Here is a 21,057-nt window from a genome sequence, read left to right on the forward strand (position 1 = left end):
CGTGTCAGGCACCCCCGCGTCCGAGCGGCTCGCCCCCGCGTCCGGCCGGCCCGCGCCGGACCCGGGCGGGCGCCGGCTTCCCCGTACCCTGCACCCCGTCGCCTGGTGGATCTGGGCCCTCGCCCTCGCCACCGCCGTCAGCCGCACCAACAACCCGCTGCTGCTCTTCCTCGTCCTGGCGGTCCTCGGCTACGTCATCACCGCCCGGCGCACCGAGGCGCCCTGGGCACGCGGCTTCAAGTACTACCTCTACCTGGCGCTGACCGTCGTCGCCATCCGGGTGATCTTCCGCGCGGTCTTCGCCACCGGTATCACCCCGCACGACCACTTCCTCTTCTCCCTTCCCCGCGTCCCCACCCCCGACTGGTACGCGGGCATCCGGATCGGCGGGCCCGTCTCCCTCGAAGCGGTCCTCTCGGCCGCCACCGACGGCCTGCGCCTCGCCTGCATGCTCTGCTGCGTCGGCGCCGCCAACACCCTCGCCAACCCCAAACGCGCCCTGCGTGTCCTGCCCGGTGCCCTCTACGAACTCGGCGCCGCCGTCACCGTGTCGCTCAGCGTCGCGCCCCAACTGGTCCAGAGCGTCCAGCGCGTGAGCCGCGCCCGCCGGCTGCGGGCCGGCCACCACAAGGGCCCGCGCGCCCTGCGCGGTATCGCCGTCCCCGTACTCGAAGACGCGCTCGAACGCTCCCTCCGCCTGGCCGCCGCCATGGACTCCCGCGGCTACGGCCGCGCGGGCTCGGCCACCCCCCGCTCCCGCCGGCTCACCGGCGCGCTCATGCTGCTCGGCATGTGCGGACTGTGCGCCGGAGCGTACGGCCTCCTCGACGCCACCGCCCCGAAGCCGCTCGGTCTGCCCGCGCTGGCGGCCGGCTCGCTCCTGTGCGTCGCGGGACTCCGCCTCGGCGGACGCCGGATCACCCGGACCACCTACCGGCCCGACCCCTGGCGGTTCGCCGAATGGGCCGTGGCCGGCTGCGGTGTGCTCTCCGCCGTACTGCTCTTCAGTGACGCCGGCTACGACCCGGCCGAGCTCAACCCCTCCATCTATCCGCTGACCTGGCCGGCCCTGCCACTGGTCCCGGCCGCCGCGATCCTCCTCGCCGGAGCCGCCGGAATCCTCGCGCCACCGCCCGCCCCGCCCACGCACCCCGTCCCCGCGCAGCGCACCGAGGAACCCAAGTGATCACCTTCGACCAGGTCGGCGTGGAGTACGACGACGGAGCGGGACCGGTCCTGCGTGACGTCAGCCTCACCGTCGAGGAGGGCGAGCTGTGCCTGGTCGTCGGCCACACCGGAGCCGGTAAATCGACCCTCCTGGGCGCGGTCAACGGGCTGGTCCCGCACTTCACCGGCGGCACCCTCCACGGGCGTGTCACGGTCGACGGCCGGAACACCGCCGAACACCCGCCCCGGGAACTCGCCGACGTCGTCGGCCTGGTCGGCCAGGACCCGCTCGACGGCTTCGTCACCGACACCGTCGAGGAGGAACTCGCCTACGCGATGGAGCAGCTGGCCGTTCCGCCCGCGGTCATGCGCAAGCGCGTCGAGGAGACCCTCGACCTGCTGGGCCTGGCGGATCTGCGCCATCGCGCCCTGTACGAACTCTCCGGCGGTCAGCAGCAGCGGGTGGCCATCGGCTCCGTCCTCACCGCGCACCCGCGGGTCCTGGTCCTGGACGAGCCGACATCCGCGCTCGACCCGACCGCGGCCGAGGAGGTGCTGGCCGCCGTCACCCGCCTCGTCCACGACCTCGGTGTCACCGTGCTCCTCGCCGAACACCGGCTGGAGCGGGTCGTCCAGTACGCCGACCGGGTCCTGCTGCTGCCGGGCGACGGCCGCGTCGTCCCCGGCCCGCCGGCGGAGATCTTCCGTACGTCGCCCATCGCCCCGCCCATCGTGGAACTGGGCCGCGCCGCCGGCTGGTCACCCCTGCCCCTCTCCATCCGGGACGCCCGTCGCGCCGCCGTCCCGCTGCGCGCCCGGCTGGCCGACACACCGCCGCCCCCCGTCCGTCCGGTGCCCGGCACCGGGCGGCCGGGCCTGCTCAAGGCCCGTGGCATCACCGTGGCCCACCACGGCGTACCGGCCGTACGGGAAGTCGATCTCGACCTGCGCGGCGGCGAGATCACGGCCCTCATGGGACGCAACGGCTCCGGCAAGTCCTCCCTGCTGTGGGCCCTCCAGGGCTCAGGTCCGCGCAAGGCCGGCACCGTGGAGGTACGGTCCGACGACGAGTCGCGCGGGCGCGACCCGAGGACGCTGTCCGCGGCCGGGGCCCGGCGGCTGGTCGGCCTGGTGCCCCAGACACCCACCGACCTGCTCTATCTGGAGAGCGTCGGGCAGGAACTCGCCCAGGCCGACTCCGAGTCCGGCGCCGGGTCCGGCGCCGTCGGAGCTCCCGGGGGCGGAGCGTCCGCCCGCGCGATCCTCGACCGGCTCGCTCCAGGCATCGACGACGCGACCCATCCACGCGACCTCTCCGAGGGACAGAAACTCGCCCTCGTCCTCGCCATCCAGCTCACCGCGGCCCCGCGGGTCGTCCTGCTCGACGAACCGACCCGCGGCCTCGACTACCGGGCCAAGAGCCGGCTCATCCAGATCGTGGACGGTCTCGCCGCCGAGGGCCGGGCCGTCGTGATCTCCACCCATGACGTCGAGTTCGCCGCCCGCGCCGCCGACCGGGTGGTCGTGATGGCCGAGGGCGACATCGTCGCCGACGCCCCGACCCCGGAAGTCATCCTCGCCTCACCGGTCTTCGCACCGCAGGTCGCGAAGATCCTGGCGCCCCTGCCCTACCTCACGGCCGGCCAGGTGGCCGCCGTACTCCCTGACGAGGAGGCGGAGTCATGAGCCCGCGCGCCGCGGCCATCGGCATCACGCCGCGCGCCGGAATCGTCATCACCCTGGCGGCCCTCCTCGGTGCCGTCGCCTTCTTCTGGCCCTTCCTCGTCGCCCCCGGCACCTTCGGATCGAACTACGCGCCGCCCCTCATCTTCGGTGTGCTCCTCGTACTCGTCCTGTGTGTCGTGATCTCCGAGATCGCCGAGGGCGGCATCAACTCGAAGGCGCTCGCCATGCTCGGGGTGCTGTCGGCGGTCAACGCGGCGCTGCGGCCGCTCGGCGCGGGCACGGCGGGCATCGAGACCGTCTTCTTCGTCCTCGTCCTGGCCGGCCGTGTCTACGGCCCCGGGTTCGGCTTCACCCTCGGCTGCACCTCACTCTTCGCCTCCGCGCTCATCACGGGCGGAGTCGGCCCCTGGATGCCCTACCAGATGTTCGGCTGCGCCTTCGTCGGCATGCTCGCCGGCCTGCTCCCGCGCGCCACCGGCCGGCGCGAGGTACTGATGCTGGCGTTCTACGGAGCACTCTCCGGCTATCTCTTCGGCTTTCTGCTCAACCTCTCCTTCTGGCCCTTCTCCCTGGATCCCGGCAGTTCCATCGCCTATCTGCCGGGACTGCCCTTCACCGAGCAGTGGCAGCGCTATCTCGCCTTCGACCTGGCCACCTCCCTCGGCTGGGACACCGGCCGCGCCGTCACCAACTTCCTCTGCGTCGCACTCGCCGGCCCCGCCGTCCTCACCACCTTCCGCCGCGCCGCACGCAAGGCCCGCTTCCAGGCCCCCGTCCGCTTCGCCACCCCCGCACCGGGCGACGCCGGGGATCCTTGACCACCCGCACCACAGGTCCCCTCTCCGCCGCGACCGGGCGGGCAGACGGACGAACGCCCGGTGGCGGCGGAGAGGGACGTTCGTAGGCTTGGGGGCGTAGGCCAACGGGCCTCCTGTTTCCGGGGGTCCGCTCTCTTGTGCTCTCAGAAGGAGATACGTCATGGCGGCTTCCTCCGCTCCTGGAGCTTCCCGGCGTCCGGAGTCCGATGCCGCCGGATTCGCCGCCTCACCGCGGCTTTCCCGAGCGTTGCAGCAGATCGTGGTGGATCTCGTGGAACTGCACCTCCAGGGGAAGCAGGCCCACTGGAATGTCGTCGGCCACAACTTCCGGGACCTGCATCTGCAACTGGATCAGGTCGTCGACGACGCCCGGGAGTCGGCCGACACCATCGCCGAACGCATGCGTGCTCTGGCGACCTGGCCGGACGGCCGTTCCGACACCGTGGCGGCGACCACCACTCTCCCCGCGTTCCCGGAGGGGGAGCTGAGTGTGAGTGCCGTCGTCGATCTTGTCACCGCGCGCCTGCGTGCCACCGTCGATACGCTGCGCACGCACCATGACCAGGTCGACAGCGAGGATCCCTCCACGGCCGACCTGCTGCACGCGATCATCGACTCCCTGGAGAAGCACGCCTGGATGGTCAGCGCGGAGAACCGTTCCGTCTGAGGCCGTTCCTCCGCGACCTGGGGCGCCGGCAGCCGTACTCGCCAAGAGCCGGACCGGACCGGACCGGACCGGTGAGCCTAACCGGCGGCCGTCGCCGCGTCGGTCACCCCGGGGGCGGCCGGCTCCACGGCGGCGGACGGTGCGCGGTAGGCGCGGAGGGGGGCGTTGGCCGCGGCCACGGCGGCGACCGCCAGGGTGGCGAAGAGGCCGCCGGTGACCAGGGAGAAGGGGGCGGAGGTGACCGACGCCAGCAGACCGCCGCGGAAGTTGCCGAGTTCGGGGCCCGCGACACCGATGACGTGTTCCACGGAGGAAACCCGCCCCCGGTAGGCGTCGGGGGTCTCCAACTGGACCAGGGTGCTGCGGGTGACCACCGACACGGTGTCGGCGGCGCCGGCCACGGCCAGACAGCCGAGCGCGAGCCACAGCGGCCCGGCCAGACCGAAACCGGCCAGCGCCAGGCCCCAGACGCCGGCCGCGGTCAGCTGGACCAGGCCGGCACGGCGCCGGCGTGTCACGGTGCCGGAGAGCAGACCGACGGTGATCCCTCCGACCGCGACGGCCGAGAGGAACAGCCCGAGGGTCCGCGGATCGCCGTCGAAGCGGATCTCGTTGACCAGCGGGAAGAGCGCGACCGGCATGGCCAGCAGCGTCGCGGACAGGTCGGCGGCCAACGAGCCCCACAGCGTCGGGCGGCGCAGAACGATCCGCCAGCCGCCGCGCTCCGGCCGGCGCCGACCGCCCGCCGCGTCGGCGCCCCCGGGTTTCATGGCCGGAAGCCGGATCACCGCGAGCATCGAGACCACGACGGCCACGGCCTGCGCGGCATAGGCGGCGGGAAAGCCCCAGCGGGCGATGATCAGCCCGGCCAGCGCGGGTCCGGCCAGCATCGCCGCCTGGAAGGAGACGCTGGTCAGCGCGAGCCCGGCCGCGACCTGGTCGGCCGGCAGCAGCCGGACGGGAAAGGTGCGCCGGGCGGGGGCGCCGAGCGCACCGCAAGCGCTCCCCAGGGCGACCATTGCGAGCAGGAGCAGCACGTTCCGGTTCTCCGCCAGAGCCTGGGCGCACAGCCCCGCGGCGGCCAGCAGTTGGCCCGCGGTGGTGGCCCGCACCACCGTACGGCGGTCGACGGTGTCGGCCAACGTGCCGCCGAGCAGCCCGAACAGCACCATCGGCAGGCCGGTCGCGAGTCCGATGGCGCCGGTGCCCACCGGGCTGCCGGTCAGGTCCCAGACCTGCGCCAGCACCGCCACCGTGGCTATCTGCGCGCCGAGTTGGGAGGCGGAGGAGCCGATCCACAGATCGCGGAAGGGCCGGCTGCCACGCAGCGGGCGGGTGTCGAGGAACCGGACACGCCCCCTCATCGCGGTGGCTCGACGAGATGGTCGAGGACCCGCCGCCGCATCGACCGGTGCTCCAGCGCCCGCCGCAGCTCCTCGACGACGGTGGTCAGCGCGTACGGGATCTCGCCGTCCAGCTCGGCGACCGTCGCGTGGGTGGCGCGCCACTCGGCTTCCAGGAACGGCACCAGCGACCGGCCGCGCTCGGTCAGGTCGATCCGCCGGGTGCGGGCGTCGGGCCCCGGCTCGGAGGTGACCAGATCCTCCTTGCGCATCGCGGCGACGGTCTGGCTGATCGCGGAGTGCGAGCGGTCCAGGGACTCCGCGAGCTCGCGGATGGTCAGTGGCCCGGTGTGGGCGAGCCGGATCAGCGGATAGGCGAACCGGGGCCGCACCCCCTCGATGCCACGCTCGACGTAGACCTGCTCGATCTCGGAGTCCATGGCGGCCAGCAGCTTGTGCAGCGATTGCCAGGGATCGGGCAGCGCTGTGGGATCAGAAGATGTCACAGCGCTAATATAACAGCGCAGCGATAATCGGATACCGCACCCGCCGTCGCGCCTGACCGCCGTCGCGCCTGACCGCCGTCGTGCCGGTCGTAACCGCACGGAGTCGCTCGAAGGGCGCGCGCCTCGTCCGGTGCTATGGATTCGAGCTGGCGTACGCCGCGAGTCGTACGCCGGTGGCGGCTGTCAGTCGAGGCCGGCGAAGGCGCGGAAGAAACGGTCGGTGAGGGCGGGATCGTGCTGGTTGTCGATCAGGTGCCGGATGTACCCGGCGGGCTCCAGGCGAGCCGTGACCAGGGCGCTTTCATAGGCCGGGGTGAACTCCTCACGCAGTTGCTGGGCGTACTTCGCCAAGGCGGCATCCACCTGCTGGGTGTCGTCGAGCGGGATGTCCAGGCGCTCGGCGAGCATTTCGGCCTGGATGAAGGCGTCGCTGATCCCCCGCCCGGGTGTGGGGTCCTTGTTGTGCGCGGCGTCACCGACCAGCGCCCACCCAGGGCCGTGCGGTTGACGGAAGAAGTTGGGCAGGTCCGAACAGCAGTACAGGCGGTCTTCCTGTGTTCCTTCGGAGAGTCGCCGGTCCAGCTCCGCCGACGACCGCCTGGCCATCTCCCGGTAGGTCCGCTGCCGGTCGTCGTCGGCGGGGAGGGCGCGGGAGACCTGGACGGATACGAGGGTCAGCCCGTCCTGGGTGGGGATGCAGCCGGCCCCCATGCCCTGTCCGGTGTACATCTCCAGACCGTGGTCGGTGATGCCGCTCCAGTAGGAGTAGTAGGCACGGGTGCCGCGGGGGTCCTGGCGCACCACGGGTGCGTCGGCCAGGCGGGCCACGGTGGAGTTCCGGCCGTCGGCGCCGACGACCAGATGGGCGCGTGCCAGGGTCGTGGAGCCCCGCTGGGTGCCGTGGCGCACACCGGTCACCTTCCCGTCCTCCCACTCCAGATCCACGACAGTGGAACGGGGGCGGAACTCGGCTCCCGCGCGGACGGCCGCCCGCACCAGGAGATGGTCCAGGGCGTAACGGCGGGGGGCGCAGCCCCCGTTGATCGCCCCGAGGGCGGGGGCGGGCCCGGTGAGGCGGGCGCCGGGGAAGTTGAGGGACAGCCGGGTCAGCAGGGGCGCGCCCGTGGCGAGTACCTCGCCCAGGAGGCCCCACCGGTCCAGCCGGGCCAGTCCGGGCTGGTGGATGTAGAGGGTGGACAGGGTGTCGCTGGGGAAGCGGGCGCGGTCCAGCAGCAGGACACTGCGGCCGGCGCGGGCCAGCAGCAGAGCGCTCGCCGCTCCGGCGCAGCGCGCGCCCACCACGATCACGTCGTACATGTCGGGCCTATCTGGAAGGGGTGTCGTCAGGGGTCGGCCGGTCCAGGACGTATCCCGGGACCCGCTCCCGCGGCGTGTGCGGTGCCGGCGGGGCCGCGCCCGTCGGATGGTCGCGGCGGGACAACGCCGCCTGGGCGGCCGGAACATCGGGCACCGCGCCGCTCAACCACCCTCGCCCCGCACCCCGTTGACGCACCGGGCCCGCCAACCGCCCCGCGCGGACCGCGCGCCCCCGGACTCCACGTACCGCACGTTCTCCGTCAGCCGCGGCCTCATGACGCCCCGAGGTCGGCACGCGCGCGTTTCTGCTGAGCCAATCTCCGCTCCTCACTCTCTCCGCCGCCCCGGCACCGGGGCGGCGGGAAGCCGGCCGCGAGAGCCATCACCCGCGGGCGGCACCCAACCCCACCTGGATATCGATACCTAGCGTACAGAGACATAAACTCTCCGTAGTCTCCGTGGTCGGGTTATCCGGGACCGCACGGCTTGCGCGGGGTACGGTCGGGACGGCGAACAGCGGATGTCCGGCAGCCCGTTCACCGGCCTGCCGGACCCCGCGACACCCCTGGACGACCGGTTCCCCGCGGTCACTCCGGGGTGGTCCGCCGCGCGATGAGTCCGGGCAGCCGCCTCATATCGTCGAAGACGACCGTGCCGGGGCCGGCCAGCCGCTCGGCGGGTGTGAGCCCGGCGCAGTAGGCGAAGACGCGCATACCCGCCGCGCGGGCCGCGGCCGTCCCGTACGCGCTGTCCTCCACCACCGCGCACCGGTCCGGGGGGACTCCCATGACGCGGGCCGCGTACAGGAAGAGATCCGGGGCGGGTTTCCCCCGCTCCACCTCGGTGGCGCTGAAGACGTGCTCGCCGAACCACGGGTCGAGACCGGTCCGGCGCAGACTCATGTGTACGCTCTCCGCGCGGGTGTTCGACGCGACACAGAGCGGCACCGTGAGGGCGGCCAGTGCTTCGCCGACACCGTCGACCGGGGTCAGTCCGCCGGCCGCGTACGCCTCCTGGTACAGGTGCTCGTAGGGCTCCTGCCAGTCGGGGGCGAGGGCACGGCCGAGCCGTTCCTCCACAGCCCCGCGGTAGACCTCCTTCGAGGAACCCACGAAGAGGTCGACGATCTCGGCCCGGGTGAAGTCGCAGCCGAGGTCCGCCAGGATCCTGGCGTGGACCCCGACGGCGATGCGCTCGCTGTCGACGAGAACCCCGTCGCAGTCGAAGATGACCAGCCCGACCGGCGGGCGGGCCGTCCGGGTCCCGGCCGGGTCCAGCGCGGTCATGCGGGTCGCGGGTGGTCGGGCGTACCGGCCCACACCAGGTCGGGCCCCATCCGTACGGTGGACAGATCCGTCAACCGCAGTGCGTCGGAGAGACGTCGGACACCGAGATCACCCACGGCTTCGAGCCCCTTGCCCATGATGATGGGGGCGAGGGACACCACCACCCGGTCGACGAAGCGGGAGCGGAGCAGGGCGGTGAGGACCGCGGTGCCGCCCTCCACCATGAGGCTTTCCAGCCCGTGCGCGCGCAGGGCCCGGAGACCGGTTTCGAGGTCCGTCCGCCCGTCGCGGTCGCAGGCCACCCGGATGACCTGCGCGCCCGCCTCGCGCAGGGCATGGCCCCGGCGCACCGAGGCGTTCTCCGTGGTCAGGATGACGGTGGGGGCCGCCGTGTCGAGGACGCGGGCCGTGACGGGGGTGCGGAGGGCGGAGTCGAGGATGGCCCGCACCGGTGAACGGCCCGGCACCTCCCGCACGGTGAGATGGGGGTCGTCGGCGAGTACGGTGCCGATGCCCACCAGGATGCCGTCGCAATGGGCCCGGACGGCGTGCGTGAAGCGTCTCTCCTCGGGCGAGCTGATCCACTGCGAGTCACCGGAGACGGTGGCGATACGCCCGTCCAGCGTCTGCGCGTATTTGGCCACGGTCCAGGGGAGTCCGGGCCTCGGTGCCGGATGGCCGAGGAGTTCGGTCACTTCCTCGGCCAGGCTGGTGCGAGAGGGCGAAGTCACTGTGTATACGACCCTTCCTCGGGCAGGAGGGGATTCCTGCGACCGTCGGTGCCATGAGCGGGCCCCGCCCCCGGCACTGCTGAGCACTGTGGCAAGCGGTGGCTCCCCGGTGGGAGCGGCGCATCTCTCAGGAACCTGCATGGCAGGTTCCTGAGAGATGCGCCGTCTGGCCCGACGGCTCCGTAACTCCTGAGACTTGGGGGGACCGCGGGAATCCGAGACTCTGGAGGGGCAGCCACTGTGCACACCGTTGTCGCCCACGACGTTCCTGATGTGATCGCCGAGTTCCTGAGCGTGCTCGACCTGGCGGACGAGGACGTGCGGATCCTTCTGACGGGACGGTCCTGCGAGGTCGTCGAACTTCCCCGGGCGAGTGCGGCCGTCCGCCTCAAGAACCTGCTGTCGAACCACCCGGGCCACGCCGAAGGCTCCGCCTCGGGATTCGGCTCCGGCTCCGGGTCCGGGTCCGGCAGCGGGAGCGCGGAACTCCTGCGGGACAGCGGGAGCGCGAGCGCGGAACTCCTGCGGGAGGCCGCCGCGGGTGTCCCGGCCGCGCACGACATCTGGTGGGCGCACAACCCCGGTGACTGGCGTCGGGAACAGGCCGCGTCGGGACTGGCGGCGGCGCGCGCCGCCGACGGCAGGAGGGTACGCCACGCCCTCGGCAGCGCGGGACACTCCCAGTTCGTCGTGGACGAGGCCCACCCGCTCTCCGCCGAACTGCTCGGGGCCAAACTCGCCGCTCTCAACGAGATCGGCGACGAACTGATGGGCAACGACGCGGGATCCCGGCAGATCACCACCGGGACGGTGCCCTCCGTCGAGCAGTTCCTCACCCTGACCCCGGACCGGGCCGAGCACCTGTACTACCTGCTGTACAGCCCGTTGACGGGGTTCGCGGTCCCCGTGGATCCGTGGGAGTTCGAGACCTCCGCCTACGAGCGGGAACGGCTCTCCGCCACCTGTGCCTGGGTCGCGGACCGGTTGCCGCCCCGGTCGGTACCCGGCGGGGCGACCCTGGTCGAGGCGGGAGCCTGCGAGGGCGCCCTGACCCTCCCCCTGCGCGAGGCCGGCTTCCGGGTGACCGCCACGGAACCGCAGCCCGACTTCCGGGCCCGGCTGGCCCGGCGGGCCGGTGACCATGCCGTGGTGACCGCCGAGAGCGTCGAGGAACTCGCCGCCTCCCGGGCCCGGCCCGCCGACGGCTATGTGCTCGCCGAGGTCATGTACTACCTGGACGACCTGTCCGTGGTCGACCGCCTGCCCACCGACCTGCTGTTCGTGACCGGGCCGCCGGAACTCGTGGACGACGTGCTGCGCCCGTACTTCACGGAAGCGGGCCGGGCCACCTGGCACATCGCGTCGGAGAGCCCGCTGACGCTCCCCCGGCTGGACTTCCTGGCGGCCGGCCGGGCCTACCACCGTAAGCGCGGCAGCGTCGGCCTCGTCTGCCGGCGCCGCTGACCGGCCGCCTCCCCGGCCCCGCCCCACACGCCCCGCCTCCCCGCCCGCGCCCGACGAGCCCGCGTCCCACGCGCCCCCGCCCCACGCACACCCCACGCGCGCACACCTCACGTCACCGTCGTACAGGAGCCCCCATGGCACTGAGCTGGCAGAGCCTTGCCGAGAACGACGTCGGCCCCGACCGGCACGCCGCTCTCAACGAACTCTTCAAAGCGGCGTTCCCCTTCACGGTCGACCAGTTCCCCGGCCGGCGGAGCTGGGCCGGCGCCCGCCCGGAACTGCGCGTCATCGCGACGGCCGACGGCCGCCCGGTCGCCCACGCCGGCATCCTCCGCCGCTTCCTGAGGATCGGCCCGCGCTTCCAGCTCGTGGGCGAGGTGGGTCTGGTCGCGGTCCACCCCGGCCTTCAGGGAACGGGGCTCGGCCGGCAGCTCAACGACCGGGTCCGTACCGCGCTCGAACTGCTCGACACCCCCTTCGGCTATCTCAACTGCCATCCGAGCGTGGCCGGTTACTACACCGCAGTCGGCTGGCACGGCCTTGACGGTGTGGTCACCCGGCACTACGAGCCCGACGACGAGCTGACCGTCACGACGACCACCGCACAGCCCTTCGTCCTCCCGGTCGGCTCCCCGCGGGAAGCCTGGCCGGCCGGATCGCCCATCGAACGCGACGGCACCGAACTCTGAGAGGAACGGCAGTGATAAGTCACAAGAGCCCCATCAGCGGGGTCGCGGCGTACCAGGACACGTATGTGGCGACCGCCGGCTACGACAACCGCGTCATCCTGTGGGACCAGCGTTCCCGGACCCCGCTGGAGCAGGTCGTGCACGACCACCTGGCCAACCAGTGCGCCTTCAGCCCCGACGGACGCTTCCTCGTCACCTCCTCCAGCGACTACAGCGGCCGTCTGTGGTCGGTCCCCGGCATGCGGCTGCTGGCGGTCCTCGGCGACCACGAGGACGACGTCGAGATGTCGGTCTTCCACCCCACCGAGCAGAAGATCGCCACCGCCTCGCGCGATCACCATGTGCGGGTCTTCGACTTCTCCGGGCGGCTGCTCCAGCGCTTCGAGGGCCACACCGCCGATGTCATCTCGGTCGAATGGAGCCACGACGGCGGCGAGTTGATCACCTCCAGCGACGACGGCACCATCAAGCGCTGGTCCCTGGCGTCCGGCACCCTGGTCGAGGACCTGGACCTGGGCGGGGTCGAGACGGACACCATCGCCATCAGCGCCGACGGAACGGTCTACGCGGGCAACGACGAGGGCGAACTCCTCATCGTCCGCGACGGCGGCCGGGAGAGGATGAAGGCGCACGACGCCGGGATCAAGCGCGTGGTGCTGGGGCGGAGCAGAGGACTCCTGGTCACGCTCAGCTACGACCGTACGATGCGCCTGTGGGACGTCTCCTCCGGCACTCCCGCGCTGCGGGACAGCGTCGACCTCCCACCGGTCGTCTGGCCCCGCTCCTGCGCCTTCGCCGGCACGTCGAGCATCGTCTTCGGCACCTTCGGGGACAGCTACCACCGCTACGACTTCGAGGAGGGCGCGTGGGCGGACGACCCGATCGAGCCCACCGGCGGGCTCAACGCGGTCGGTGTCCAGCACGGTTCGGTCTTCGCCGTCGGCGACGCCGGCCAGGTGCTCAAGGACGGCGCTCCGCAGTCCGCGCCCGACAGCCTGTGCAACTTCCTCACCCCGCTCGACCATGTCCTCGTCTCGGGCGGCCAGTTGGGCATCGTGTTCGACGCGCTCACCGGCAAGCCGCTCCACCAGCACCGCTCGCCCCTCAACTGCGCCGCCTCCTACGAGCGGGACGGCCGCCGGCACGTCGTGATCGGCACCTACACCGGTGAGGGGATCCTGCTGCGGGAGGAGGGCCCCGGCGTCCTGGAGTACGTACAGGACCTGCGCCTCCACGAGAACGCGATCAAGGGCGTCGCCGTCTCCGGCGACCTCATCTTCTCGGTGTGCGCCGACGCGGGAGCGGCCTGGCAGGACGCCAGGACCCTGGAGACCCTCCATGTGCTGCCCGAGGCCCACGGCATGATCGCGGACGGCTGCGTGGGGCTGGGTGAGGGCTGGTTCGCCAGCGTCAGCCGGGACCGCAAACTGCGGATCTGGGCGCCCGACTTCTCGTGCGAGGTGCTCGACACCCCGCATCTGCACTCCCACAAGTGTGTGTCCGCCGACACGTCCGGACGCTTTGTCGCGGTGGGCGCCTACGACGGCCGGATCACCGTCCACGACCGCACGGCGGGCGACTGGCCCGTCCAGGTGCGTCCCACCGTCTCCGGGATCTCGTCCCTCGCCTTCGACCACGACCGGCAGCTCTTCCTGGCCAGCTCCTACGACGGCTCCGTGTACGAGGTAGCGCTGCGGGGCGCTCCCGCATGACCGATCTGCTGGTTCCCACCTGGCCCGTGCAGCCGTACGCGGTGGACGGGCCGGACCCGGGCCGGCGACCCACCCGCCGGCTGACCCTGCTCATGCCCTTCCACGGTGAGAGCGCCGCCACCTTCGACCGCTCGGCCAGGGCCGTCGCCGCGCTCGACTACCCGCCGGAACTGCTCCAGGTGCTCTGGCTGGTGGGCGACGGGCCGGACGGCGAGAGCGACCGGCGGCGGGCGGAGCGGGCGATGGCGGACGCCGGGGCGGACACCACCGGGATCGACTGGACGCTGCGCCGGCTGCCCGGGATGCGGCCCAAGGGCGCCGCGCTCAATCACGCGTTCCCGCTGGCCGACGGCGAGGTGATCGCCGTCGTCGACGCGGACGTGGTGCCCGCGCCGGGCCAGCCGGCGGAGGCGGTGCGCGCCCTGGAGCTGGGCTTCGGTCTGGTCCAGGCGCACGAGATCAGCGAACCGGGCACCGGTCTGGTCGCCAGGGCGAGGGCGGCCGAGGACGCCGTCTGGCACGCCTCGGTGCGCGGGCTGGCCCGTGCCGCCGGGGTCCATGTCGTGGCGGGCAGTTCCGTGTACGCGTGGGCCGCGACCTGGGACCTGGTCCGGCCCGTCCGGTCGGACGACGTGGAGGAGTCCTACCACTGGTCCCTCCAGCTGATGGACGCGCGGGTACGGACCGGGTTCCTGCCCTCGCCCTCCCTGGTCAGCGCCACCGACCGGCCGCTGGCCGCACTGCGCCAGCGTGCCCGCTGGAGCCGCGGACAGCTACGGGCCGTACGGGTCAACTGGTCCGGGATGACGGCCCGGGGCCGTCTGCTCGGCGCCGTCACCGTGGGCGGCCTGGCCGTACGGGCCGCGCTGCCCGCGCTCGTCGTGGCGTCCGCCCTCTCGCCCCGGGCGCGGGGGCTGACGGCCGGTCTGCTGCTCGCGGACGCCGTCTGCGTGCTGGGAGCCCGCCGCACTCCGGAGTACCGGGAGCGGACCGACGCGGTGGGCTGGGCACTGGTGGTGCCCTGGCATCTGTTCGGCTCGGGCGCGGTGTATCTCGCTCTGTGGGAACTGCTCCGCGGAGACCGGGGCTGGCACAGCGTACGTGGTGACGAAGAAGGAGTGTGAAGTGCCCGCAAGCGGAGAACGGGTAGGGGAACCGGTCATCGGCGCCGCCGTGATGACGCATCCCCGGCGCAGGGCCGCCGCCACCGCGCTCGTGGCGCGGCTCGGCCGGTGGGGAGCCGTCGTCGCGGAGGATCCGCGGCCGGACGGGCCGCCCACGACCCTGCGCGCGGCGCGTGCCGCCTGGGCGGCCGTACGTCCCGGAACCACCCACCACCTGGTCCTCCAGGACGACGTGGAGCTGTGCCACGGTTTCACGGACCGGCTCCTGGACGCGGTCCGCAGGCACCCGGAATCCCCCCTGGCCCTCTACTCGAACTGGAATTCCTGGAACGGCGCGGCCGTACGCGCCGCCGCGCTCGCGGGCGCGGGCTGGGTCCCGGCCGTCGCCGGCGAGTGGGTGCCCACGCTGGGCCTGGTGCTGCCGCGACGGGACGTCGACGAGCTGCTGGCCGCGGTGGACGGCGACACCGACGATCCGGAGCCCGACGACGTCGTCCTCGCCAGGGAACTCGCCGCGCGCGGGCGGCAGGTGCTCGTCTCGGTCCCGCACCTGGTGGAGCACACCGGGCGGAGCAGCCTCATCGGCAACGACGCGTACGGCCCCCGGCACGCCACCTGTTTCGCCGACGACATCGGCGACGCGGCCGTCGACGTCCACGCGTCCGGCGGTGTGCTCCCCGCGCCGCCCGTGCTGGTCCACATCCTGCGCGGACGGGCCCATGTGGTGCTGTCGGGAGCCGGTACGCGTCCGGGCCGGCCGGTGTACCTGCCGCGCCGGGCCTACGAGGAGGAGACCGGCCTGGCCCGCCGCGCCGCCGCCCACTGGCGCGCCGAACAGGCCGACCCGCGCCCCCGGCCCGTCCCCGCGGCCCCCGCCGAGGCCGCCCAGGTCGAGCGGTTGCGTGAGGAGTTGTGGCACGCCGCCTACCTGCTGGCCGTCCACACCGCACGGGCCGGTGACCCGCCGCCGTACCGCGCCGTGCAGACCTGTCTGCGCAGCCTCGTCCTCGGCGGCACGTCCGACATGGGGCCGCTGCGGCTGTGGGCGGAACAGGCGGCCGTCCATCTGATCGACCTGGCCGGGCGGGGGCTCGCGGCCGGTGAGCTGGACCGCGCGCGGTACGGCCCCCCGCCGGGTCTGTCGGCGCACCGGCTGGCCGCCCTGCCGCCCGCCGAGCGGATCTGGCAGGCGACGGACGAGGCGGTCGGCGTATGACGGACCGGCTGACGAACCGGCTGCTCTTCTCGCCGCACGCCGACGACGTCGTCCTGTCCTGCTTCGGGGCACTGACCCCCGGAGCGACGGTGGTCACCGTCCTGGCCGGGATCCCCGAGGACCCGGACGTGGTCACCGACTGGGACTGCAGGCTCGGCGCCCGCAGCTCACGCCTGCTGGCCCTCCAGAGGCTCGACGAGGACGCCGCCGCGTTCGCCGGGACCGGAGTCCGGCTGGTGGCCTGGCCGTATCTCGACGGCCAGTACCGCACCGGGCCGCCCGACCGGGCGGCCCTGCTGTCCGACGTACGGGCCCAGATGGCGGGGGCGGACGAGGTGTGGCTGCCGGCCGGTATCTACGCCCACCCCGATCATGTGCTGGTACGCGACGCGGGTCTCGCGGCCTGTACGGAAGCGCGGCGTGCGGGGCTGGACGTCGACGTGCGGCTGTACGCCGAATACCCCTACCAGCTCTACCAGATGGACGACTTCCACAAGGCCCGGGAGGACCGGGGCCCGTACGACTGGACGAACCGCGGTCCGCGCGCGCTCGCGGAGTGGTTCCGCGCCGAGTTCCCCACCGCGCGCGAGGACGGCGAGGAGCCGGCCGAGGTGCTGCTGACCCGGGAGCGGGCGGAAGCGAAGGACGCCGCCGTCCGCTCGCACGCGAGCCAGCTCGGTCTGCTCGACGAGATGGTCCACGGGGTGCTCATGGAGCCCGAGAACATCGGGCGTGAGTACTGGTGGTCCGCCACAGAACTGACACGTTCCGGAGGACATCGATGACGATACCCGCGACACCGCCGCCCGTACCCCGCCCGGTGCCCGAGCAGCCGGCGGCATCGGTTCCCGAGGGCACCGTGCGCGCCAGCGTTCCGCTGCCGGTGGAGACGTCCTCCGGCACGGTCACGGCACGCATGCTGAGTTTCACCGGTCTGCACGACGGGCGGGAGCACATCGCGCTCGTCTTCGGCGGCGCGCTCGCCGCCGTACCACTGGTGCGTGTGCATTCGGAGTGCCTGACCGGTGACGTGTTCGGGTCGGGGCGCTGCGACTGCGGTCCCCAGCTGCGCGAGGCGCTGGACGTGCTCGCCGAGGAGGGCGGCGTACTGCTGTACCTCCGGCAGGAGGGCCGGGGCATCGGGCTGTACAACAAACTCGACGCCTATCTGCTCCAGGACCGGGGGATGGACACCTTCCAGGCCAACCGGGAGCTGGATTTCGTGGACGACCTGCGTGACTACCGGGTCGCTGCCCAGATGCTCAAGGGCCTCGGGGTGGCGTCCATCCGGCTGCTCACCAACAATCCCGAGAAGTCCCGGCAGCTCACGGACAACGGGATCGCGGTCGACGACGTGGTGGGGACCGGGGTGTTCGTCAGGGAGAGCAACACCCGCTACCTCCAGGCCAAGATCCGGCACGCCGGACACCTCATCGCCCTGCCCGTACCGGCGAGGGGGTGACATGGGGGCGGTGGACCGGAAGGACCGCTGGTGGCGGCTCGGGGTCCCCGAACTGGCGGGCCAGGGGCGCGTGGTCACCGCCACCGCCCTCGATTCCTTCGGCGCGGGCATGTTCGCGCCGCTGTCGTTCCTCTTCTTCGTCCTCACGACGGACCTCACGGTCGCCGAGGTCGGCTGGGGCACGGGTATCGCGACGGTCGTCTCGCTGCCGCTCGCGCCGCTCGCCGGCACCCTGGTCGACCGCTGGGGCGCGAGGCCGTGCCTGATCGCCAACAACCTCCTGGCGGCGGCCGGGTACCTCTGCTATCTCGCGGTCGACTCCCTCGCCGGACTGGTGGCCGCGATGTTCGTGGTGCTGTGCGCCGAGCGCCTGTACTGGGCGTCGTGGCCCGCCTTCGTCGCGGACATCGCCGAGGGCTCCGAACTCGACAAGTGGTACGCCTTCACCGCGGCGGGCAAGAACGCGAGCGTCGGTCTCGGCGGAGCGATCGGCGGACTCGTGCTGGGCAGCGGCTGGTCGGGGGCCGCGGTGACGATCGTCGTCCTGAACGCCGGTACGAGTGTGGTGACGGCGCTGCTGTTCGCCCTCCCCGCGCGCAGTGCCCGCACATCGCGGGGCGCGCCGTCCGCCGCGGGCGAGGGAGCGGGAGCGGGTGCCGCGCGCGAGGGAGCGGCGGGTGAGGAGGCGCGGACCGGCCCCTCGTCCGGGCTCGGTGGCGCGGCACCGGCCGGATGGCGGGCCATCCTCCGGGACCGGGCGCTGCTGACGCTGCTCGTCGCGCAGCTCGCGCTGACCTTCGCCTGGCTCATCCCCGGCGTCATCCTGCCGGTCTACCTCGTCGAGGTGAGTGACTTCCCGGTCTGGCTGCCGTCGGCCGCGCTCACCCTCAACTCGGTGGTCATCGTGCTGGGGCAGTCGGCCCTCACCGGGCGGTTCATCGAGGTCGAGCGGCACCGGATGGTTTTCCGGGCAGCCCTGCTGATGCTGGTGAGCGTCGGTCTGCTCGCCCTGCTGCCGGTGCTGGGAGCCACCGTCGCCGTACCGTTCCTCGCCCTGGCCGTTCTCTTCTTCGCCGCCGGGGAGATGGCGGCGGGCCCCGCCACGACGGCGCTGGCGGCCACGGCCGCACCGGCCTCGGCCCGGGGCCGGTACCTGTCCCTGTTCAACCTCACCTGGGCCGTTTCCGCCGTGGTGGGGCCCGTGCTGGTGGGCGCGCTGATCGAGCGTCACAGCATGGTCCTGTGGGGTGTCCTGGCGCTGCTGATCACCGCGGGCGGTCTGGGATTCCGCCGGGTCGGCAGGGCGGGCGCGAGCCGCAGCAGCACTCCGGCCGAACGGCTCGGGGACGTCGAGCAGTTGGAGGCATGACATGTCGAGAACGACCGCGAGACTGGGTGCGCTGGCCCTGGCCCTGCTGCTGGCGGGCTGGCAGAGCCCGGCGCCGGCGGCGCCGCGGCCGGCCTCCGACCGCACGCTCACCGTGTGGCTGATGTGGGGCTCCGTACCGCAGCCGCTCGTGGAGGACCTGGAGAGCGAGTTCGAGGCGGCGCATCCGGGTGTCGACGTGACGGTGACCCTCCAGGACTGGGGCGGCATCCACGACAGACTGGAGCAGGCGCTGGGTTCGGACTCCGCGCCCGATGTCGTGGAGACCGGCACGACCGAGACCCCGTACTTCGCCTCCGCCGGTCTGCTGGAGGACCTCTCCGCGCAGGCGCCCGCACTGGGGCAGGACGAGTGGATACCGGCTCTGCGCGCGTCCGGGGCGTGGCAGGGCAGGCAGTACGGCGTACCGCTGTACGCGGCGTCGCGGGTCGTCGTCTACCGCGAGGACCTGTTCGAGCGGGCCCGGCTCTCGCCGCCACGGGATCAGCGCGAGTGGCTCGCCACGACCCGGGCACTGGGCCGGGCGCACCGCGCGGACCCGGACTTCCAGCCCATCTATCTGCCGGGGCAGAACTGGTACTTCCTCTCCGGGCTGCTCTGGGACCGGGGCGGCGACCTCGCCACCCGCGACGAGGCGACCGGCGACTGGCACGGCGGGCTGGCGACCCCGCAGGCGGCTGACGCACTGCGTTACTACGGCAGGCTCCAGGCCCGGTCCACGGCGCCCGTCGACCAGGACGAGGGCACGCCCCCGCAGTACGAGGTGCTGGCACACGGCAAGGTCGGACAACTGGTCGGCATGCCCTGGGAGCTGGCCGACGCCGAACGCATCAACCCCGGACTGCGCGGAAAGCTCGCCATGTTCCCGGTTCCGGGTCTCACCCGGGAACGGGCCGGCAGCTCGTTCCTCGGCGGCACGCATCTGGCTGTCGCCGCCCGCGCGCGCCAACCGGAACTGGCCCTGGACTGGGTCTCCCGGCTCACCGGGACCGCGTACCAGACCAGACTGGCCATCGCCAACGGCACCCTGCCCAACCGGCGGTCGCTGGCGGAGCAGATCGACGACCCGGCCGTCCGGGCACAGGCCGCGGCGGCCGAGAACGGCCGTACGACCCCGGTCGATCCCCGCTGGCCCGCGGTGGAGGCGGCGCCCAACCCGGTCAAGGTCCTGCTGACCGCGTCGCTCTCCGGCGAGCCGCCACGCGCCGCGGGCCGCCGGGCCGACCGGGAACTCGAACGGAGACTGAACCAGGGCGCCCCGTAACGGCCTTGGCGGCAAGGGGTACGTTCACCGGCCGGGCACACGGGCGGCGCCGCTCTTCCGGGGTGCGCCGAGCTCCAGGGCGTGTTTCGAAAGTGGCGCCGCGTCAGTCGGTCTGTTCCCGGTCGGTGATCCACCCGGTCTCCGCCGCGAGCCATCCGGCCTGGAAGCGGCTCTCGGCGCCGACGCGCTCCATCAGTTCCGCGATGTGCCGACGGCAGGTCCGCAGCGAGAATCCCAGCTGACGGGCGATCGCCTCGTCCTTCGCCCCGTTCACCAGCAGACGGAGTATCTCGCGCTTGGCGCGCTCGGCCAGCACATGCCGTTCACCGATGCTGCTGGGCGGCTTCCGCAGCGGCTCGCCCTTCACCCACGCCGCCTCCAGGACCTCCCGTACGAAGACCGTCACCGACGGATCGTGGACCGCGATCGCACCCCGCGTGTCGGCCGCGTCGGGCAGGAACGCGACCTCCTTGTCGAAGAGGAAGACCTGCCGGACCGGAAAGTTCGATGTCCGCACCTGCGCCCCCATCTCCACCAGCTCCTGCGCGTACCGCAGTGACGCCCGGTGGTATCTGATCGCGTGCGGGTACATGAGTCTGATGCGCAGCTTCTTCTTACGGGAGACCAGATCATGAGGCAGGCCGCCGATCGGCTCCTCGCCGGTGTGCGAGGGGCTCGGCCGGACGGCGAGGATCTCGCTCTCGCAGTTGGACACCGCCTTCTCCAGCGCCGACCTGACCGACACGGCGTCGCCGAGGTAGTCGATCCCGGGCGTGGCCGCCTTCTCCGCGCCGACGCCGGAGTCCTCGTACACCTCGTTGAGTTCGGCGAGGACGGTCCGTACCTGATCCGCGTAGCGGGACGTGCGCGAGACCTCCGCCTCCAGCGCGCTGACCACGGGGGACAGCGCCTGCGAGGGCGGGTTCGCGACCAGGACGCCTTCCCTGCCGAGCGCCGGGCCCACCAGCCGCAGCACCTGGAGATCCTCCGCCGCGCTGTCCACCTGCCGCCGCGACAGCCCCAGGCGTCTGGCCAGTGTCTCGGGGTCCGCCGGGGAGTTCGTGGCGAGGTTCTCGTACACCTTCCGGCTGTGGGCCGTGAGGCTGAAACGTAACGTCGTACGCAGGTCCACGGGATCTCCAGGACGTAGCAGGACGGGAGGCGGGTCGGGACAGGCGGCGGCTGGACGGAGTTCGGCCTTCCTGGACGGTCGGGGAC

General features: G+C 72.7%; 19 protein-coding genes. 13 read left to right on the forward strand and 6 right to left on the reverse strand.

Features of this window, described 5'->3' with window-relative positions:
- Position 1: 1 nt before the first annotated feature.
- From ACWGDX_RS02265 to ACWGDX_RS02280, 4 genes are all read left to right on the forward strand, one after another.
- Positions 2-1,186, forward strand: a complete 1,185-nt coding sequence (locus ACWGDX_RS02265; RefSeq protein WP_453621347.1) for an energy-coupling factor transporter transmembrane component T — start codon at positions 2-4, stop codon at positions 1,184-1,186.
- Entirely contained in the window at positions 1,183-2,853 is a 1,671-nt protein-coding gene (locus ACWGDX_RS02270; RefSeq protein ID WP_453621349.1) for an ABC transporter ATP-binding protein, read from the forward strand. The genes ACWGDX_RS02265 and ACWGDX_RS02270 overlap by 4 nt, the downstream gene beginning before the upstream one ends.
- On the forward strand, positions 2,850-3,671 hold the full coding sequence (locus ACWGDX_RS02275; RefSeq protein WP_453621351.1) for an ECF transporter S component: 822 nt from the start codon (positions 2,850-2,852) through the stop codon (positions 3,669-3,671). The genes ACWGDX_RS02270 and ACWGDX_RS02275 overlap by 4 nt, the downstream gene beginning before the upstream one ends.
- 160 nt (positions 3,672-3,831) lie before the next feature.
- A complete protein-coding gene (locus tag ACWGDX_RS02280; protein ID WP_363085856.1) occupies positions 3,832-4,338 on the forward strand; it encodes a Dps family protein in 507 nt (168 codons plus the stop codon).
- 77 nt (positions 4,339-4,415) lie between these two features.
- Here ACWGDX_RS02280 and ACWGDX_RS02285 read toward each other — a convergent pair whose 3' ends face one another.
- The 5 genes from ACWGDX_RS02285 to ACWGDX_RS02305 all read right to left on the reverse strand — a co-directional run bounded on the left by ACWGDX_RS02285 (position 4,416) and on the right by ACWGDX_RS02305 (position 9,521).
- On the reverse strand, positions 4,416-5,702 hold the full coding sequence (locus ACWGDX_RS02285; RefSeq protein ID WP_453621353.1) for an MFS transporter: 1,287 nt from the start codon (positions 5,700-5,702) through the stop codon (positions 4,416-4,418).
- Positions 5,699-6,187: a MarR family winged helix-turn-helix transcriptional regulator gene (locus ACWGDX_RS02290; RefSeq protein WP_453621355.1), complete on the reverse strand. Its 489-nt coding sequence runs from the start codon at positions 6,185-6,187 to the stop codon at positions 5,699-5,701. Before ACWGDX_RS02290 ends, ACWGDX_RS02285 begins: the two co-directional genes overlap by 4 nt.
- A gap of 183 nt (positions 6,188-6,370) precedes the next feature.
- Positions 6,371-7,504, reverse strand: a complete 1,134-nt coding sequence (locus ACWGDX_RS02295; protein ID WP_453621357.1) for an NAD(P)/FAD-dependent oxidoreductase — start codon at positions 7,502-7,504, stop codon at positions 6,371-6,373.
- Positions 7,505-8,091: 587 nt separating this feature from the next.
- Positions 8,092-8,790, reverse strand: a complete 699-nt coding sequence (locus ACWGDX_RS02300; protein ID WP_453621359.1) for an HAD family hydrolase — start codon at positions 8,788-8,790, stop codon at positions 8,092-8,094.
- The gene (locus tag ACWGDX_RS02305; RefSeq protein ID WP_453621361.1) at positions 8,787-9,521 is read right to left on the reverse strand and encodes a RibD family protein; all 735 of its coding nucleotides are present in this window, start codon (positions 9,519-9,521) and stop codon (positions 8,787-8,789) included. Before ACWGDX_RS02305 ends, ACWGDX_RS02300 begins: the two co-directional genes overlap by 4 nt.
- Before the next feature lie 240 nt (positions 9,522-9,761).
- Between ACWGDX_RS02305 and ACWGDX_RS02310 the strand changes: the two genes are divergently transcribed.
- The 9 genes from ACWGDX_RS02310 to ACWGDX_RS02350 all read left to right on the forward strand — a co-directional run bounded on the left by ACWGDX_RS02310 (position 9,762) and on the right by ACWGDX_RS02350 (position 19,839).
- Complete coding sequence (locus ACWGDX_RS02310; protein ID WP_453621363.1) at positions 9,762-10,985, forward strand: SAM-dependent methyltransferase; 1,224 nt, start codon at positions 9,762-9,764, stop codon at positions 10,983-10,985.
- A 134-nt stretch (positions 10,986-11,119) separates the two neighbouring features.
- Positions 11,120-11,674, forward strand: a complete 555-nt coding sequence (locus ACWGDX_RS02315) for a GNAT family N-acetyltransferase (RefSeq protein WP_453621365.1) — start codon at positions 11,120-11,122, stop codon at positions 11,672-11,674.
- Between the two features lie 11 nt (positions 11,675-11,685).
- Entirely contained in the window at positions 11,686-13,386 is a 1,701-nt protein-coding gene (locus ACWGDX_RS02320) for a WD40 repeat domain-containing protein (protein WP_453621367.1), read from the forward strand.
- A complete protein-coding gene (locus tag ACWGDX_RS02325; RefSeq protein ID WP_453621368.1) occupies positions 13,383-14,510 on the forward strand; it encodes a glycosyltransferase in 1,128 nt (375 codons plus the stop codon). Before ACWGDX_RS02320 ends, ACWGDX_RS02325 begins: the two co-directional genes overlap by 4 nt.
- A 1-nt stretch (position 14,511) precedes the next feature.
- Positions 14,512-15,726, forward strand: coding sequence for a hypothetical protein (locus ACWGDX_RS02330; RefSeq protein WP_453621370.1), 1,215 nt, complete (start codon positions 14,512-14,514; stop codon positions 15,724-15,726).
- Entirely contained in the window at positions 15,723-16,511 is a 789-nt protein-coding gene (locus ACWGDX_RS02335; protein ID WP_453621372.1) for a PIG-L deacetylase family protein, read from the forward strand. Before ACWGDX_RS02330 ends, ACWGDX_RS02335 begins: the two co-directional genes overlap by 4 nt.
- Positions 16,508-17,188, forward strand: a complete 681-nt coding sequence (locus tag ACWGDX_RS02340) for a GTP cyclohydrolase II (protein WP_453621374.1) — start codon at positions 16,508-16,510, stop codon at positions 17,186-17,188. Before ACWGDX_RS02335 ends, ACWGDX_RS02340 begins: the two co-directional genes overlap by 4 nt.
- A 1-nt stretch (position 17,189) precedes the next feature.
- Positions 17,190-18,557: an MFS transporter gene (locus ACWGDX_RS02345; protein WP_453621376.1), complete on the forward strand. Its 1,368-nt coding sequence runs from the start codon at positions 17,190-17,192 to the stop codon at positions 18,555-18,557.
- A gap of 1 nt (position 18,558) precedes the next feature.
- Positions 18,559-19,839, forward strand: coding sequence for an extracellular solute-binding protein (locus tag ACWGDX_RS02350; protein WP_453621378.1), 1,281 nt, complete (start codon positions 18,559-18,561; stop codon positions 19,837-19,839).
- A 103-nt stretch (positions 19,840-19,942) separates the two neighbouring features.
- Here ACWGDX_RS02350 and ACWGDX_RS02355 read toward each other — a convergent pair whose 3' ends face one another.
- On the reverse strand, positions 19,943-20,971 hold the full coding sequence (locus tag ACWGDX_RS02355) for a helix-turn-helix transcriptional regulator (RefSeq protein ID WP_453621380.1): 1,029 nt from the start codon (positions 20,969-20,971) through the stop codon (positions 19,943-19,945).
- Positions 20,972-21,057: the final 86 nt, after the last annotated feature.

It is taken from the genome of Streptomyces sp. NPDC055025 (assembly GCF_053608565.1).